General features: G+C 58.8%; 13 protein-coding genes. 4 read left to right on the top strand and 9 right to left on the bottom strand.

Going from position 1 to position 15,029, the window contains the following annotated elements; translation table 11 throughout:
• Position 1: 1 nt before the first annotated feature.
• The gene (locus ACOTZD_RS08370; RefSeq protein ID WP_148769085.1) at positions 2 to 484 is read right to left on the bottom strand and encodes a hypothetical protein; all 483 of its coding nucleotides are present in this window, start codon (positions 482 to 484) and stop codon (positions 2 to 4) included.
• Positions 485 to 735: 251 nt separating this feature from the next.
• Positions 736 to 1,737, bottom strand: a complete 1,002-nt coding sequence (gene trpS, locus ACOTZD_RS08365) for a tryptophan--tRNA ligase (RefSeq protein ID WP_174402440.1) — start codon at positions 1,735 to 1,737, stop codon at positions 736 to 738.
• 199 nt (positions 1,738 to 1,936) lie between these two features.
• Here trpS and fosA point away from each other — a divergent pair, with 199 nt between their 5' ends.
• Entirely contained in the window at positions 1,937 to 2,362 is a 426-nt protein-coding gene (fosA, locus tag ACOTZD_RS08360) for a FosA/FosA2 family fosfomycin resistance glutathione transferase (RefSeq protein WP_040020209.1), read from the top strand.
• Here fosA and ACOTZD_RS08355 read toward each other — a convergent pair.
• A complete protein-coding gene (locus ACOTZD_RS08355; protein WP_174402439.1) occupies positions 2,348 to 3,355 on the bottom strand; it encodes a LacI family DNA-binding transcriptional regulator in 1,008 nt (335 codons plus the stop codon). The genes fosA and ACOTZD_RS08355 overlap by 15 nt on opposite strands.
• 185 nt (positions 3,356 to 3,540) lie before the next feature.
• Between ACOTZD_RS08355 and ACOTZD_RS08350 the strand changes: the two genes are divergently transcribed.
• Together ACOTZD_RS08350 and ACOTZD_RS08345 are read left to right on the top strand one after the other, a co-directional pair.
• On the top strand, positions 3,541 to 4,629 hold the full coding sequence (locus tag ACOTZD_RS08350; protein WP_174402438.1) for a cellulase family glycosylhydrolase: 1,089 nt from the start codon (positions 3,541 to 3,543) through the stop codon (positions 4,627 to 4,629).
• Between the two features lie 50 nt (positions 4,630 to 4,679).
• Positions 4,680 to 6,065: an MFS transporter gene (locus ACOTZD_RS08345; RefSeq protein ID WP_174402437.1), complete on the top strand. Its 1,386-nt coding sequence runs from the start codon at positions 4,680 to 4,682 to the stop codon at positions 6,063 to 6,065.
• A 40-nt stretch (positions 6,066 to 6,105) separates the two neighbouring features.
• Here ACOTZD_RS08345 and mcrC read toward each other — a convergent pair whose 3' ends face one another.
• From mcrC to ACOTZD_RS08315, 6 genes are all read right to left on the bottom strand, one after another.
• Entirely contained in the window at positions 6,106 to 7,239 is a 1,134-nt protein-coding gene (gene mcrC / locus ACOTZD_RS08340; protein WP_129329723.1) for a 5-methylcytosine-specific restriction endonuclease system specificity protein McrC, read from the bottom strand.
• Positions 7,236 to 9,188 carry an AAA family ATPase gene (locus ACOTZD_RS08335; protein ID WP_022650329.1) on the bottom strand — a complete coding sequence of 651 codons (1,953 nt, stop codon included), beginning with the start codon at positions 9,186 to 9,188 and terminating at the stop codon, positions 7,236 to 7,238. The genes mcrC and ACOTZD_RS08335 overlap by 4 nt, the downstream gene beginning before the upstream one ends.
• A 131-nt stretch (positions 9,189 to 9,319) precedes the next feature.
• Entirely contained in the window at positions 9,320 to 10,141 is an 822-nt protein-coding gene (locus tag ACOTZD_RS08330) for an alpha/beta fold hydrolase (RefSeq protein WP_003863045.1), read from the bottom strand.
• A gap of 30 nt (positions 10,142 to 10,171) precedes the next feature.
• Complete coding sequence (locus tag ACOTZD_RS08325; protein ID WP_174402436.1) at positions 10,172 to 11,791, bottom strand: MFS transporter; 1,620 nt, start codon at positions 11,789 to 11,791, stop codon at positions 10,172 to 10,174.
• Positions 11,788 to 12,195 carry a DoxX family protein gene (locus ACOTZD_RS08320; RefSeq protein ID WP_017383877.1) on the bottom strand — a complete coding sequence of 136 codons (408 nt, stop codon included), beginning with the start codon at positions 12,193 to 12,195 and terminating at the stop codon, positions 11,788 to 11,790. The genes ACOTZD_RS08325 and ACOTZD_RS08320 overlap by 4 nt, the downstream gene beginning before the upstream one ends.
• Positions 12,195 to 14,066 carry an amidohydrolase gene (locus ACOTZD_RS08315; RefSeq protein ID WP_421636265.1) on the bottom strand — a complete coding sequence of 624 codons (1,872 nt, stop codon included), beginning with the start codon at positions 14,064 to 14,066 and terminating at the stop codon, positions 12,195 to 12,197. Before ACOTZD_RS08315 ends, ACOTZD_RS08320 begins: the two co-directional genes overlap by 1 nt.
• A 220-nt stretch (positions 14,067 to 14,286) precedes the next feature.
• Between ACOTZD_RS08315 and ACOTZD_RS08310 the strand changes: the two genes are divergently transcribed.
• Entirely contained in the window at positions 14,287 to 14,973 is a 687-nt protein-coding gene (locus ACOTZD_RS08310; protein ID WP_003863053.1) for a hydrolase, read from the top strand.
• Positions 14,974 to 15,029 lie beyond the last annotated feature (56 nt).

Raw genomic sequence — 15,029 nt, 5'->3', positions numbered from 1 at the left:
CCTATTCTCCGGGCCAGGTTAAGAAATCCTCTTGAGGTGGAATCCCTTCGCGGGTGACCAGATAAGTACTGCCGAGCGGTGTGCTGATAATCTCGTCATCGTTATCAAGCAGGCTGCCTACCAGGGCAACGCCGTGTCCTTTCCAGGTAAAAGCGGTTCCTGATGAGGTCATAATCGTGGCGAGCGTTCCATCCGGATAGGCCACACAGTCTCCTTCGACAATCAGGCTGGTGTAACTCCCATCGTCCATGAGCATTGTGGCTTCACGATCGACGGGAAGTACCATGCCGCCCATTCGGGTCTGGCTGCCAGCCGTGGCGATCCGCCAGATGGCGGTGACGGGATGTTGTCGATGAAAGGCTTCCTGTTCAGCAATAATGGCGCGCGCGTCCTCGGGCATGGCGGCCAGTTGTTCATCGGAGAAAGGCGAACGATCTATTTCCGCTTTTAATTCAGCGGTAAATTCATTGGTATAAAGCTGCATGACAATTCCTTGTAGGGGCAGAAGAGTAAATGCAGCAATGCTAGGCTTTAGCGTGTAAGACGAATATACATAAAGTGGTTAATAAGTCGGGCTAAAATCCGAAATAAATATCCAGATTGATATCGGTCATCTTTTAAAGTAGGGATAGTAATGGTTCCTGTTAATTATAAATGTAATATTCGCTGAATTGCCGATAAATAATATTATGCAGCGCATGTATTATTTGAATATATACGCTGCATGACGTTATTTCAAAACACCGGCACCCCCAGCCCCACCTTCACCTCCCTCAACGTCTCCTGCGTCACCCCCTGCGCCCGTTCGGTCCCGCGCTTCAGCATCGCCATCAACTCTCCCTTGTCCTGCATATACATCGCCCTGCGCTCCCGCATCGGCGCAATCAGCTCCTGCAGGCACGCCTCCAGCTCGTTCTTGCACGCCCGGTCACCCAGCCCGCCTGCCTGATAGTGCGCCTTCATCGCCGCCACTTTCTCCTTGTCCGGATGAAACGCGTCGAGGTACGTAAACACAACGTTCCCCTCAATCTGCCCCGGGTCGCTCACCTTCAGGTGGTGCGGGTCGGTGTACATGGCGCTCACCGCACGGTGAATGGTCTCTTCGCTGGCTGAAAGGTGCAGCGTGTTGCCCAGCGATTTCGACATCTTGGCGCTGCCGTCGATGCCGGGCAGGCGGCTGGTGTCGCTCAGCATCGCCTTGCAGTGGCGCAGCACCGGGGCGGGCAGCAGGCTGTTCATCTTGTGCACAATCTCGTTGGTCTGCTCAATCATCGGCAGCTGGTCGTCGCCGACGGGCACGCACTCGGCCTTAAACGCGGTGATGTCCGCCGCCTGGCTGATGGGGTAGGCCATAAACCCGACCGGCAGCGAGCGGGCGAAGCCCTTCTGCGCAATCTCGTTTTTCACCGTCGGGTTACGCTCCACGCGGGCGACGGTGACGATGTTCATATACAGCATCGTCAGCTCGGCGAGGGCGGGCAGGGCGGACTGCAGGCAGATGGTGGTCAGGTTCGGGTCGATGCCCGCGGCGAGGTAGTCGGCCAGCACTTCTGGGATGTTGTCGCGGATCTTCTGCGGGTTGCTGCCGTTGTCGGTCAACCCCTGCAGGTCGGCAATCAGCACAAACTGGCTGTGCGTCTGCTGGAGCGCTACGCGCTGGCGCAGCGATCCGACGAAGTGGCCGAGGTGCAGCGGGCCGGTTGGGCGGTCGCCGGTGAGGATGGTGGGTGCGTTCATAAAGACTCCTTAATGTGCAGTTGCCGAAAGGGGTCTTAGAAAAGTGAAAGCCGCCTTTCGGCGGCTATCTGAAAATGGGGAAAACTACTCCGTGCCGCCTTTAAGAAGGCAGCCACCAGCGGTTTACGGTGAGCACGGCGTGGTTTATGTTCATCTCTTTACCGTACCACGTCCGGCGCGAAAAACAAAAGGGCACGTCATGCTGCAATCACTCAACCATCTGACCCTCGCGGTCAGCGACCTGCAAAAAAGCGTCACCTTCTGGCACGAGCTGCTGGGGCTTGCGCTGCACGCCCGCTGGAATACCGGGGCCTATCTCACCTGTGGCGATCTGTGGGTCTGCCTGTCGTACGATGAGGCGCGCCAGTATGTGCCGCCGCAGGAGAGCGACTACACCCACTACGCGTTTACCGTGGCGGAAGAGGATTTTGAACCGTTCTCGCAAAGGCTTGAGCAGGCGGGCGTCACCGTCTGGAAGCAGAACAAAAGCGAGGGGGCGTCGTTCTATTTTCTCGACCCGGATGGGCACAAGCTGGAGCTGCACGTGGGCAGCCTCGCCGCGCGGCTGGCGGCGTGCCGCGAGAAGCCCTACGCGGGGATGGTGTTTACCTCAGACGGGGCTTGAGGCGCGCACCTTCAGCCTGCCCGCCAGCGTCACGTGCGTGGCGGCATCTTCCTGATTGCACAGGTACTCCACCGCCAGCCGTCCCAGCTCGCTGTAGGGCAGCTGAATACTGGTCAGTGGCGGGGTGAGCTGCTCGGAGATCTTCTGGTCGTCGTAGCCCGCCAGCAGCATGTCCTCTGGGATGCGTACACCGTTCACCGCCAGCGCCTGATAGCAGCCAATCGCCAGCCAGTCGCTGGCGCAGAAGATGGCGTCCGGGCGCTCGGCCAGTTCCAGCAGGGAAGCCGTCGCGGTAAAGGACTCGCTGAACTGCCAGTTGGTCTGGCGCACCAGGCCGTCGTCGCACGCGAGTCCGGCCTGCTGCAGCGCGGCCTGGTAGCCCGCCAGACGCTGGCGGGAAGCCTCCATCCAGCTCTCGCCGGTGATGTGGGCGATGCGCGTGGCCCCGCAGGCGATGAGGTGTTTAGTCACCTGGAAGGCGTTGGCGTAGTCGTCCGGGATAAACGACGGCAGCAGCGGCGAGCCGGGGTCGCGCTGGTTAAGCAGCACCAGCGGGATGCGGGTGCAGTCCTGGAATGCCGTCATGTCCACCAGCGTGGTGACCGGTGAGGCGAGGACAATCCCGATGCAGTTGCGCTTCTCCAGCTGGCGGATGATGTTCAGCGCCAGCTCGATGTCGTCGCCGTAGTCGTAGACGGTGAGCAACGTCTCATTGCGCCACGCGGCCTCCCGCGCCTGGCTGATGGCGTCGATAAACGGGTCGAAGCTCTGCATGGAGCTCACCAGCAGGGCGATCTCTTCCTGGTTGCGCGGGGCGTGAACGGCGGGGAGGCGGTCGTAGCCGAGCTCGGTAGCGACGTTAATCACCCGCTGGCGGGTGTCGTCGCTGAGCTTGATGTTGCGGGACTGGTTAAGCACCAGCGATACCGTCGCCTGCGACACCCCTGCCGCCCGCGCAATATCGTTCATCGTCACTTTCGTTTTTCGCTTCATCCGTCCTCTCCCTTTCGCGATTTCGCATCATACCCTAACCGCACGCTTTAGCGCCGTCGATCACGTTTCTCAATCATCGAAGCGTGAACTTTGTGAGGGCCGTCGCTTTTCTCAACGCCGTGATTTGCGCATTTATCCCGCAACTAATATTTATTAGCTAAATATTATCAGTAAGAGGACGCGTAATGAAAGAGCAGTGGAGCAGGGAGCAGGCACAGGCGTGGTATCAGCAAAAAGGCTGGCTGTGCGGGTTTAACTATCTGCCGTCAACGGCGGTGAACTGGACCGATATCTGGCAGGCAGAGACCTTTGATGCCGCTACCATCGAGCGCGAGCTGGGCTGGGCGGCGGACGCGGGCTACAACACCCTGCGCATCAACCTGCCGTTTATCGTCTGGGAGCACGACCGCGACGGGCTGATGGCCCGCATCGACCGGTTTTTAACGATTGCCGACGATCACGGGTTCAGCACCATGCTGACCCTGATGGACGACTGCGGCTTCTCCGGCGACGAGCCGTATCTCGGCCCGCAAAAGCCGCCCGTGCCGGGCAAGCACAACAGCCAGGCGGCGGCGAGCCCGGGGCGCGACAAAGTGTGCGATCCCGACTGCTGGCCGCAGATTGAGCGCTATATCCGCGACGTTGTGCGCCAGTTCCGCGACGATAAGCGCGTGCTGTTGTGGGATCTCTACAACGAGCCGGGCAACCGCGGCATTTTCGCGACGGGCACGCAGGAGGTGCAGTACGACGCGAAGCTGGAGACCTGCGCCCATGAGCTGATGAAGCTGGCGTTCCGGTGGGTGCGTGAGGAGGACCCGACCCAGCCGCTCACCGTCTGCGCGTGGCGCCTGCCGCCGGAAGAGGAGGGCGAGACGTTCTTCCAGCATCCGCTGGACCAGACCGCGCTGGCGCTCTCGGACGTGGTGAGCTTCCACGCCTACACCCACACGGGGCGCATGACGGCGATTATTCAGCAGCTGCAACAGCTTGGCCGTCCGCTGTTCTGCACCGAATGGCTGGCGCGCCACGTGGGCAGCACCATCGAAGAGCAGCTCCCGCTGATGTACGCGGCGAAGGTCGCGCCGTACCAGTGGGGGCTGGTGCGCGGCAAAACCCAGACCTGGCTGCCGTGGCCGGTGGTGATGAAGGAGTCCACGGACTACTGCCGCCTCTGGTTCCACGACGTGTTTGAGGAGAACGGCATTCCGTTCTCGCGCCGTGAAATCGCCCTGATGCAGCAGCTGCGCAAGATCGCCCCGCAGGCGCAGGACTAATAATATCGACCCGGCGGCCGACCGCCGGGCAACCAGGCAGGCATATAACAATGGCAATGACAATGAAAATACCGTCTCGCGAGCTGTGGTCTTATTTTGGCTATGGTTTAGGTCAGTGTTTTAGCTTTGGTTTAGTGGGTTCGTTTATTAACTATTTTTACACCGACGTGCTGGGGATCTCGGCGCTGGCGGCCAGTACCATCTTCCTGATTGCCCGCGCGTGGGACGCGGTTCACGATCCGCTGTTTGCCAGCATTATGGACACCATTAACAGCCGGTTCGGCAAGTTTCGCCACTTTTTACTGATTGCGCCGCTGCTGATTACCGGCGTCACGCTGCTGTCGTTCTATAAAATCGAAGCGGACATGACCACCAAAATCCTCTACGCCGGGGTGACGTATATCCTGTGGGGGACGCTGTACGCCATCTCCGATATCCCGTTCTGGTCGATGTCGTCGGTGATGACCAACGACTCCGCCCAGCGCACCCGCGCGGTGACGGCGGCGATGCTCGGGGTGAACGCGGGGATTGCCTGCGCCAACATCTTCTTCCCGAAGCTGGCGGCGTTCTTCGCCCAGTACAGCAACGATAAAGGCTACTTTATGGCGGCGCTGGTGATGATGCTGGTGGGCCTGCCGCTGATGCTTAACGGCTTCATGCAGATCAAAGAGCGCGTGCCGCCGAGCCCGGAAAAGGTGACCATCCGCGACACCTTCCACAACCTGCGCCAGAACAAGCCGCTGTTTATCGTCCTGCTGTCGTTCTTTTTCTGCGTGTTCCACAACGTGGCGGGCGGTCTTTATATCTACTTCTTTATCAACAATATGGGCGACGGCAGCCTGCAAATGGCGATTGGCGTGATGGGGATCGTGGCGGCGGTGCTGTGCCTGGTCGCGCCGATGCTGACGCGCCGGATGCAGAAGCGAAAGCTGTTTATGATCCTCTGCGGGCTGGACGTAGCGGTGCGCGTGGTGATGTGGTTTGTCGGGTATCAGCAGGTGACGATGCTGTTTATTCTGCTCGGCCTGAGCACGCTGTTCGTGATGATGACTAACATCCTCACCTCGTCGATGATTGCCGACACCATCGAGTACGCGGAGTACCACACTAACAAGCGCTGCGCGGCGATCACTTTCTCCGGGCAGACCTTTACCGGCAAGATGTCGGTGGCGGTGGGCGGCGGGTTAATCGGCGTGTTTCTGACGATGATCGACTATGTGCCGCAGGCGCAGGCCCAGAGCGATAGCGTGCTGTCGGGGCTGTTCTTCGGCATTTGTTTGTTACCGGCGATAGGCTCGCTGATCCGAATGGGGTTTATGTCGCGCTTTACCTTTACCGAGGAGAAGCATGCGGAGGTTTGTCGGCTGCTGGCGGAGCGTCGGCATCATGTAGAAAATAGCCGTGCAGAGAATGAGCGTCCGGCTCCGGCGAACTAAGAGAAATGGGCGCCTGTCATGCAGGCGTCCACTTCAGAACTTAATTCACGTCAGTTATCCCACAGCAATCACGCGCTAATTTCAATAATTGCTGAGTCATTGTGGCGGCATCTGCTGCTAAATCTACGGTGGCAAAGTGGATTTTATGCCCCTGTACCTCAACGAATTCGTAGAGCATTACATCGACGGCTGGATGAAGTAATAATCCAGCTGAACGGAGAGATAATGGATCTGTTCGGTTCTCCTGCGTTCGCAGATAGGTATAAATCTGGTAGATATAACCGCTGCGCAAGCTCTTATCGCGATACCAGCCTTTAGTCAGAATGTTATTGAATTTGGTGTCGATGATGACGCGCTGTGCAGGTTGCTTGTGCTCAAGAATAATGTCCGAGTTCATGGTTGGGAAAATACTTTCGCTCCCTGCACTTTGAGACGTTAATCCCCATTTCAACTCTTTTCCGGCAGCGACTGTCCAGTCTTTTTTGGGAAGATGGAAGTGATAGAAACCCGCCATACTTTTCTCGAACAGCTTGCGCATCCAGTAAGGATCATTAGACGGCGTTGGCAACAGTTTTTGCCCCGCAGTTTGGGTTGGTAGCCATAATTCAAATGCCAGCTTCGCGGCATCGACCATGGCTTTATCCGCCGCATCGTGGCGGCCAAAACGTGTGATTGACGGCAGTTCACCTTTACTGGGCATACCCCCCTCAATACCACGACGACGCAAATTGATTGCCATTGCGCGACATTGCGCAGCCAGCGGGCCGTTGCTGAGCAGCGGAACAAGGTGCTCTAACGCAGAGCGAACATAGCGATTTCGTGGTGTGTCCAGCGTCATTTCCTGAAACTGGCAGGCTACCTGTGCCCGCTCAAGCAATTGTCGACTGGTTGTGCGCAGAACATCAATGCGTCCCCTTACCCTGTTAAGCGTGGCGCGGCGAGTTTGGTATCCCATACTTAAATGCCTTAACAGCCGCTGCTCCACTTCGTGAAGCAGGATCCTGGCCACCAGCGCCGGGATCTCCTCCGGATTGTTTTCAGCGGCAACCATGCTGCGCCCGTGGTGGCGAAACAGACTGGAGGCGTACAGCATCAATAGCCAGATATTCCGCAAAGGAATACGCGAAACAGCTGCCCGAGCATGCGTATCGTCACGTTCAGCAAGATCGGTCATACGCTGAGAAGTTCCTTTCTGGAATCCTGGACTTTCTCCGGCGCATCAAACCAGTATTCGGCAAGTAAAGGGCAGATTTCGGTTTCGACAACCTGCTCGTACCAGGCCATCCCGTCGTCAATTTTCAACCCCGCAGGTGGGGTAACATAGCTATGCCCGATACAAAATTGAGGTCCCAGGGCCGCATCCCTGGACAATTTTTCATTTAACGCGGTTAATTTGGATTCGATAAGGGCTAATGTTTCCAGGCTCACATTAAACCGTTGGTTAACCCATTTTTTCCACGCGTCGTTAAACTCGGGCTTTAGATCAATAAACGCAAAGCGGCGCCGTAAGGCCAGGTCTAGCAGAGCAAGCGAGCGGTCAGCGATATTCATCGTCCCGATGATATACAGGTTTTCAGGAATGTAGGTTTTTTCATCCATATCAGATCGATATGAGAGCTCAAGCGCCTCGTTCGGCGTACGTTTATCCGCCTCCATCAGCGTCAGCGTTTCGCCAAAAATTTGCGCAGGATTGCCCCGGTTAATCTCCTCAATAATGACCACGTACTTAGTTGTCGGATCGTTTACTGCTTTGTCGATTGCATGGAGAAAAGGCCCGTCTACCAGTGCTAAACGTCCTTCATTGTTAGGACGCCAGCCTCGAATAAAGTCTTCGTAGGAGAGGGTAGGGTGGAACTGCACCGCGCTGATGCGCTTAGAGGTTTCCTCGCCCATCAGACAATACGCCAGACGGCGCGCAAGCCAGGTTTTACCGGTTCCCGGCGGGCCCTGAAGGATCAGGTTTTTTTTGGCCTGTAACCGCTGAAGGATGAATTGGATTTTTTCCTCTTCTAAAAAGCAGCCCTCATCGATCAAATTGCTTATCGTGTAAGGCTTGTGGGGGATTTCCGCGGGCACGTTCTCTTCAACCGTTTCCTCGGTGATGCTCTGCAATTCACCTTTATCGAAGTTGAGGTATTCATAATTGCCGGGGGTCTGAAACTCCAGTTCATCATCGTCACGTAGTTTTTGCAGATAATATGAAATGGATGATTCAATAGTATTGTTATTGGGATAATCCGCCTTAATCTCATCCAGATAGGCCTCTTTTAACTCCCTCAAAGAGAAAAAGGGGCTGTCTTTTCGTAGGCACAGCACCTTGATCTTATTGAGCAAATACGCTTTCCATGTCAGCCGCTCGACTTCATCATTTGACTGTTGCAAATCGATATTCCATGCCGCCAGAGAGAGTTCAGGGAAGGAGTGAACCGGATAGTTTGGCTGGGTAAAAGCCTTTTTGAGCGCCAGGGCTACGGTCTGATAGTTGTGTCCGCTACAGCGCCCTTTGGCACCTTTTTTAATGATTTTAATGTTCAGGACTTTCTGGATGTAGTACTGAGACTGGCTATCCAGCGTAGGGTAGAACCAGGGGCGTAGCCAGTACAATCCCATCGTCAGGTTCCAGCCCACATTGCGCACGTTAGATGCGGCGTCATAAGAAAAGAGGAAGTCAGCGGGATCGGCGTTTGGGGTGTCGGCGAAGGAGATTGCCTGAGAAAACATTTCCCACAGCGTATCGATGTCTTCAGGCTTACGTGATTTCTCATAGCCAAAGAACCATGATTTCTGATTGTTCAGTAGCGGAATACCGTCGAACGATTCAGGAACCTTTTCGCGTACGCCTATCAGTTTTGCCAGGCTGGCTGCGATATTTCTTCGGTTGGTAACGGTAAGCGAGCGATTAAACAAGCCCATAGTGGTGAAAGGACAAATGTCTTTCAAAGGATGGGGGACGCCATTAGCGGGCTTGTCCTGTAGGTGTGACATACTACCAATCTCAGCAGCAATGCGGTGAATACCCGCCACCAACTCCTCTCTTCGATTTCGCCAGGTCAGTAGCTGAGAGGCAAAAGCCTGATAAAAGTCTGCCCATTCGAATCTGACGTCTTGCTCAACTGCGTCCATATGCTCTCCAGTAAAATTACAGGCTTCAGTAACCTGGCGAATGAATTTTACGGGATTGTAAGCCTGAGTGAATAACTACCTAAAACAGTGATCTATAAGGGCATGCCGGATCAACATGCCCCTGGACGACATTACAGCACCTTCACAAACGCCAGCAGATCTTCGTTGAGCTGATCCTGGTGGGTCAGCGCGAAGCCGTGCGGCGCGTTGTCGTACACCTTCAGCGTGGCGTTTTTGATCATCTCTGCCGCCAGCTTGCCGGTCGTTTCAAACGGCACGATCTGGTCGTTGCTGCCGTGGATCACCAGCGTCGGCACGTCGATTTTCGCCATATCCGGGCGGAAGTCGGTTTCGCCGAACGCGGTCACGCAGTCGATGGTGCCCTTCAGGGACGCCAACAGGGCGATGTTCAGCGTCTGGGTCAGGGCACCGGCGGAAACGGTCTGCCCGGCGTTGATGCCGTAGAACGGGGTGGCGAAGTCGCTGATGAACTGGGCGCGATCTTTACGCAGCCCGTCGCGAATGCCGTCGAACACGCTCTGATCCACACCCTGCGGGAAGGTCTCAGATTTACCAAAGATCGGAGTGACCGCGCCCAGCAGCGCCAGACCGGCCACGCGCGCGCTGCCGTAGTTGTTGATGTAGCGGGTCACGTCGCCGCCCCCCATGGAGAAGCCCACCAGCGTCACGTCCTGGAGGTCCAGGGTGGTGATCAGGTCGTTAATGTCGGACGCAAAGGTGTCGTAGTCGTAGCCGTTCCACGGCTGATCCGAGCGGCCAAAGCCGCGACGGTCAAAGGCGATGGCGCGGAAGCCGCGCTCGGCCAGGTAGTTCAGCTGGCTGTCCCACATGTCGCCGTCCAGCGGCCAGCCGTGGCTGAAGAGAACCGGTTTGCCCGCGCCGCAGTCTTTGTAGTAAATCTGCGTGCCGTCTTTTGCCTTAAACGTTGCCATAGTGTGTTCCTGTGCAGGTGATGGTTGTGGTTATACCGGCGCGACCAGGTAGCGAATAGCCGGTGATGTTGTGCCCTGATGAAAAGCCAGAACGCGGCTCTGCAGCAGGAGGTCATTCATGGTGTGGCGTTCCTGCTGGCGCAGATGCTCAATCCACGAGCCCATCAGGAAGGTCTCGATAAACTGGCCGGGGCGCTCAATATCCTCGTATACCGCCCAGCTCATCGCCCCGGCGCGGCGGCGCACCCGGCGTAGCTCGTGCACGGCCTGCAAAAACGCTTTCGCGTTCTGCGGGTCGATGATGTACTCGTGCGAGACCAGCACCGGGCCACGCTCGTTGGGCAGGTCAATCTCCACGCCGTCCAGCGGCTGGCCGCTCAGGTCGAGGTTCAGGTCCGGATCTTTCTCCAGCTTCCAGCGGAACGCCGTTGCGCTTGCCAGCACCATCCCCAGCGTGGCGACAACCAGCGCGGTCGGGGTGCCGAACCGGGAGGCGATCTGCCCCCAGATGGCGCTGCCTGCGGTCATCGAGCCGAAGAACACCGTCAGGTACACCGCCAGTGCGCGGGCCTTAACCCAGCGGGCGGCGCTGCGCTGCGCGCCGAGGTTCAGCGTCGAGAGCACCGCAATCCACGCGAAGCCGGTGAAGAACTCAAACAGGTTGAGCAGCCAGACGTGGCGCACGAACGCCAGCGCCAGCATGGTGAGGGCAAAGGTCAGGCTCGCGGCCACCATCAGGCGGTCGGCGTTCAGCCGCTGGCGCAGGCGCGGCAGCAGGATGGCCCCGGCAATGGCGCCAAGGCCGATACACGCCAGCATCACGCCGTAGCCCGCCGGGCCCAGGCCCAGCTCGCGGCGCGCCACCAGCGGCAGCAGTGCCCAGCCCGCGCTGCCGAAAACGAAGAACGCCACGGTGCGCACCAGCACGTTGCGCAGCACCGGGGCGGCGTGCACGTAGCGAATGCCGGAGCGCACCGCGGAGAAGAAGTGCTCTGGTGGCAAACGCTGCACGGACGGCGCCGGACGCCAGCGCCACAGCACCCACGCCACGCCGACCACGGAGAGCGCGTTCAGGGCAAACACCATCCACGGTCCGGCAAGCGACAGCAGAAAACCGCCCAGCGCGGGGCCAATCGCCCGGCTGATATTGACCCCGAGCGAGTTAAGCGCCACGGCGGCACCCAGCTCAGGCTTGCTCACCAGATCGGGCACAATCGCCTGGAACGGCGGCGAGCTCATCGCCGCGCCCACGCTCAGCAGGAACGTCGCCAACAGCAGAACGGTAGGGGTGACGTGTCCGGTGAAGGAGAGCACCGTCAGCCCGGCGGCGGCGATGAACACCCATAGCTGGGAGAAGAGCAGGTATTTACGTCGGTCAACGATGTCCGCGATCACCCCGGACGGCAGGGCGAAGAGGAACATCGGCAGGCTGCTCGCCGCCTGCACCAGCGCGATATCCAGCGGATCGGCGCTGAGCGTCAGCATGCTCCAGTTGATGCCGACGTCGCTCATCCATGAGCCGACGTTAGAGACCACCGTGGCGATCCACAGCATGCGGAACACCGGCTGGCTCAGCGGCTGCCAGGGTGAAACCGCCGGGGCGGGCGTCGTCTCGACGTGTGCGTCGCGAACGTCGTTTACCTGGGTCATGCGAACCTCTCCGTTGTTTTACGCTGCACTCGCCACTGGCCCGGCCCGGTGAGGGCAAGGGTGGTGAAGATAATCAGCAGCAGCCAGCCAAACTGCCCTTCGGCAATCGACCAGTTCGGATGAACCGCCAGCATCGCCACCAGCAGCACGGCGATAATCGGCAGGCACGCCAGGCGGGTGTAAACCCCCGCAATGATAAACAGCGGGCAGATCACCTCGGCGACGATCGCCGGGATCAGACTGGCATACGGCCCGAAACCAAACGGATCTTCGATGCGCGTCAGCTCTTCGCTGAAGTGCAGCACCTTCGGCAGGCCGTGCACGTAAAGCAGCAGCAGGCTGCCGGTCAGGCGCAGAAAGAACAGCCCCGGATCGATCCGGGGCGAAGCGTCATTTTGTTTCATCAGAATGCAAAGCAGCTGCAACCCAGCGCCCCCCAGAAAGCGTTATCGTCGGATACCGGCATCGCTGACGTGCGGGCAAAGTCATGCTGGTGGCTGTGAACCCCGCACGGGCCGCTACAGTGGTGAGCCACACTCATACCCACGCGTGCGGCCTGCGGCGGCGCGCTGCGGTAGTGGCCCGGCACCTTCACCACCGGGGACCACTCGGGCAGGACCGGGATGGCCGGCGGCGCGAGCGGGCCAAAGCTGCCAGCGGCGTAGACGATATCGCCGTTCACCACGGTGAGTACGGACTCGATGCCCTTGATCTCCTCCTCCGGCACGCGGAAGTAATCTTTGCTGAGCACCGCCAGATCCGCGAGCTGGCCGACCTTGATCTGCCCCTTTTGATTCTGCTCGCTGGAGAACCACGCGCTGCCCTGGGTCCAGAGCATCAGGGCGGTATCGCGATCCAGGCGGGCGCTGTGGTCGTACATCTGCATCCCGCCGACGGTGCGGCCGGAGACCAGCCAGTAGAGCGCGGTCCACGGATTGTAACTCGCCACGCGGGTGGCATCGGTGCCTAATCCCACTGGCACGCCGGTCTCGAGCATTTTCGCCACCGGCGGCGTGTGGCGGGTGGCTTCGATGCCGTAACGCTCGGCAAAATACTCGCCCTGGAAGGCCATGCGGTGCTGGACGGCAATGCCGCCGCCGAGCGCTTTGATGCGGTCGATGTTGGCCTGGGTGACGGTTTCCGCATGGTCGAAGAACCAGTGCAGGCCGTTGAACGGAATGTCGCGGTTCACCTTCTCGAAGACGTCCAGCATGCGGCTGATGGATTCGTTATAGGTGGCGTGCAGGCGGAACGGCCAGCGGTGCTCCACCAGATGGCGCACCACGCGCTCCAGCTCGTCCTCCATGCCCGGCGCAAGGTCCGGGCGCGGCTCGAGGAAGTCTTCAAAATCGGCGGCGGAGAAGACCAGCATCTCGCCCGCGCCGTTGTGGCGGAAGAAGTCGCTGCCCTGGCCCGGCGTGAGCATGTCGGTCCATTTTTCAAAGTCTTCCAGCTCGTGGCCCGGACGCTGGGTAAACAGGTTGTAGGCGATGCGGATGGTCATCTGCTTTTTCTCGTGCAGCTCGGCAATCACCTCGTAATCTTCCGGGTAGTTCTGGAAGCCGCCGCCCGCGTCGATGGCGCTGGTCAGCCCCAGGCGGTTCAGCTCGCGCATGAACTGGCGCGTGGAGTTGACCTGCTGCTCCAGCGGCAGCTTCGGCCCTTTCGCCAGCGTGGCGTAGAGGATCATGGCGTTCGGACGGGCAATCAGCATCCCGGTCGGGTTGCCGTTGGCGTCGCGCTGGATCTCCCCGCCCGGCGGGTTTGGCGTGTCTTTGGTGTAGCCGACCACCTTCAGCGCGGCGCGGTTGAGCAGGGCGCGGTCGTACAGGTGCAGGATGAAGACCGGGGTGTCCGGCGCGGCGTCGTTAATTTCGTCCAGGGTTGGCATGCGGCGCTCGGCAAACTGGAACTCGCTCCAGCCGCCCACCACGCGCACCCACTGGGGCGACGGCGTGCGCAGCGCCTGCTCTTTCAGCATCCGCAGGGCGTCGGCGAGCGACGGCACGCCTTCCCAGCGCAGCTCAAGGTTGTAGTTCAGCCCGCCGCGGATCAGGTGCAGGTGCGAGTCGTTCAGGCCGGGGATGGCGCTATGGCCTTTCAGATCGATCACTTTGGTGCCGTCGCCGTGGTGCTGCATCACCTCGGCGACGGTACCCACTTCCAGAAATTTTCCGTCGCGCACGGCAACGGCTTCTGCGAGAGGATTCTCGCGATCGACGGTGTGAAACTGGCCGTTAACCAGAATGAGATCGGCTTTACCGAGGGTAACCATAAGAGCTCCAGACTAAGAGGGGAATGGTCAGGATTATGGGAACCGGTTTCGGCAAAGATCCAGTTATACAATAGGATAGGTATACCAAAGTATAACTATACCTAAGGTTAACTATACGAAGAGATAATTACACCACAGCGCTGTGGGTCATAGGATGAACGCGATTTTATCGGCGTGCTGTTCGCGGCGATTTTAACCTTTAACCTCACTGGATAATCTTATGACCACTTCTAAGCTCGAAGTCTTAACCCCTGCCAACTGTCAGATCATTTTCATCGACCACCAGCCGCAGATGGCGTTCGGCGTGCAGTCTATTGACCGCCAGGTGCTGAAAAACAACACCGTGGCGCTGGCGAAAGCGGCTAAGGTGTTCAACATCCCAACCATCATCACCACCGTTGAGACTGAAAGCTTCTCCGGCAATACCTATCCGGAACTGCTGGACGTGTTCCCGGGCCAGGACATTCTGGAGCGTACCTCCATGAACTCCTGGGACGACCAGAAGGTGCGCGACGCGCTGAAGGCCAACGGCAAGAAGAAGGTGGTGGTTGCCGGCCTGTGGACCGAAGTGTGCAACAACAGCTTTGCCCTGTGCGCGATGCTGGAAGGCGACTACGAAATTTATATGGTGGCAGACGCCTCCGGCGGCACCTCCAAAGAAGCCCACGACTTCGCGATGCAGCGCATGATCCAGGCGGGCGTGATCCCGGTGACCTGGCAGCAGGTGATGCTGGAGTGGCAGCGTGACTGGGCGCGCAAAGAGACCTACACCGCGGTGATGGATATCGTGCGCGAGCACTCCGGCGCCTACGGCATGGGCGTGGATTACGCCTACACCATGGTGCACAAAGCGCCGTCTCGCCAGAAGAGCGAGCACCGCACCTTAGCGCCGGTTCCGGCTCGCTAATTCCCGTCGGCGGGCTGGTCCCTCATCCGGCTCGCCGCTGCCTCTTTCTCTGGAGT

The organism is Enterobacter cloacae complex sp. SHL022, assembly GCF_049237785.1.
Classification (GTDB): Bacteria; Pseudomonadota; Gammaproteobacteria; order Enterobacterales; family Enterobacteriaceae; genus Enterobacter; species Enterobacter hormaechei_C.
Note: the sequence above shows the minus strand (reverse complement) of the source record. Positions and strands in the feature narration are given on the sequence as shown.

Bases quoted from the DNA above. Each gene is read 5' to 3' on its own strand.
- mcrC (WP_129329723.1), bottom strand. From the start codon at position 7,239: ATGACCGATCTTGCTGAACGTGACGATACGCATGCTCGGGCAGCTGTT.
- ACOTZD_RS08350 (WP_174402438.1), top strand. From the start codon at position 3,541: ATGAAAGAGCAGTGGAGCAGGGAGCAGGCACAGGCGTGGTATCAGCAA.
- ACOTZD_RS08325 (WP_174402436.1), bottom strand. From the start codon at position 11,791: ATGACCCAGGTAAACGACGTTCGCGACGCACACGTCGAGACGACGCCC.
- ACOTZD_RS08355 (WP_174402439.1), bottom strand. From the start codon at position 3,355: ATGAAGCGAAAAACGAAAGTGACGATGAACGATATTGCGCGGGCGGCA.
- fosA (WP_040020209.1), top strand. From the start codon at position 1,937: ATGCTGCAATCACTCAACCATCTGACCCTCGCGGTCAGCGACCTGCAA.
- ACOTZD_RS08320 (WP_017383877.1), bottom strand. From the start codon at position 12,195: ATGAAACAAAATGACGCTTCGCCCCGGATCGATCCGGGGCTGTTCTTT.
- ACOTZD_RS08335 (WP_022650329.1), bottom strand. From the start codon at position 9,188: ATGGACGCAGTTGAGCAAGACGTCAGATTCGAATGGGCAGACTTTTAT.
- trpS (WP_174402440.1), bottom strand. From the start codon at position 1,737: ATGAACGCACCCACCATCCTCACCGGCGACCGCCCAACCGGCCCGCTG.
- ACOTZD_RS08315 (WP_421636265.1), bottom strand. From the start codon at position 14,066: ATGGTTACCCTCGGTAAAGCCGATCTCATTCTGGTTAACGGCCAGTTT.
- ACOTZD_RS08310 (WP_003863053.1), top strand. From the start codon at position 14,287: ATGACCACTTCTAAGCTCGAAGTCTTAACCCCTGCCAACTGTCAGATC.
- ACOTZD_RS08345 (WP_174402437.1), top strand. From the start codon at position 4,680: ATGGCAATGACAATGAAAATACCGTCTCGCGAGCTGTGGTCTTATTTT.
- ACOTZD_RS08330 (WP_003863045.1), bottom strand. From the start codon at position 10,141: ATGGCAACGTTTAAGGCAAAAGACGGCACGCAGATTTACTACAAAGAC.
- ACOTZD_RS08370 (WP_148769085.1), bottom strand. From the start codon at position 484: ATGCAGCTTTATACCAATGAATTTACCGCTGAATTAAAAGCGGAAATA.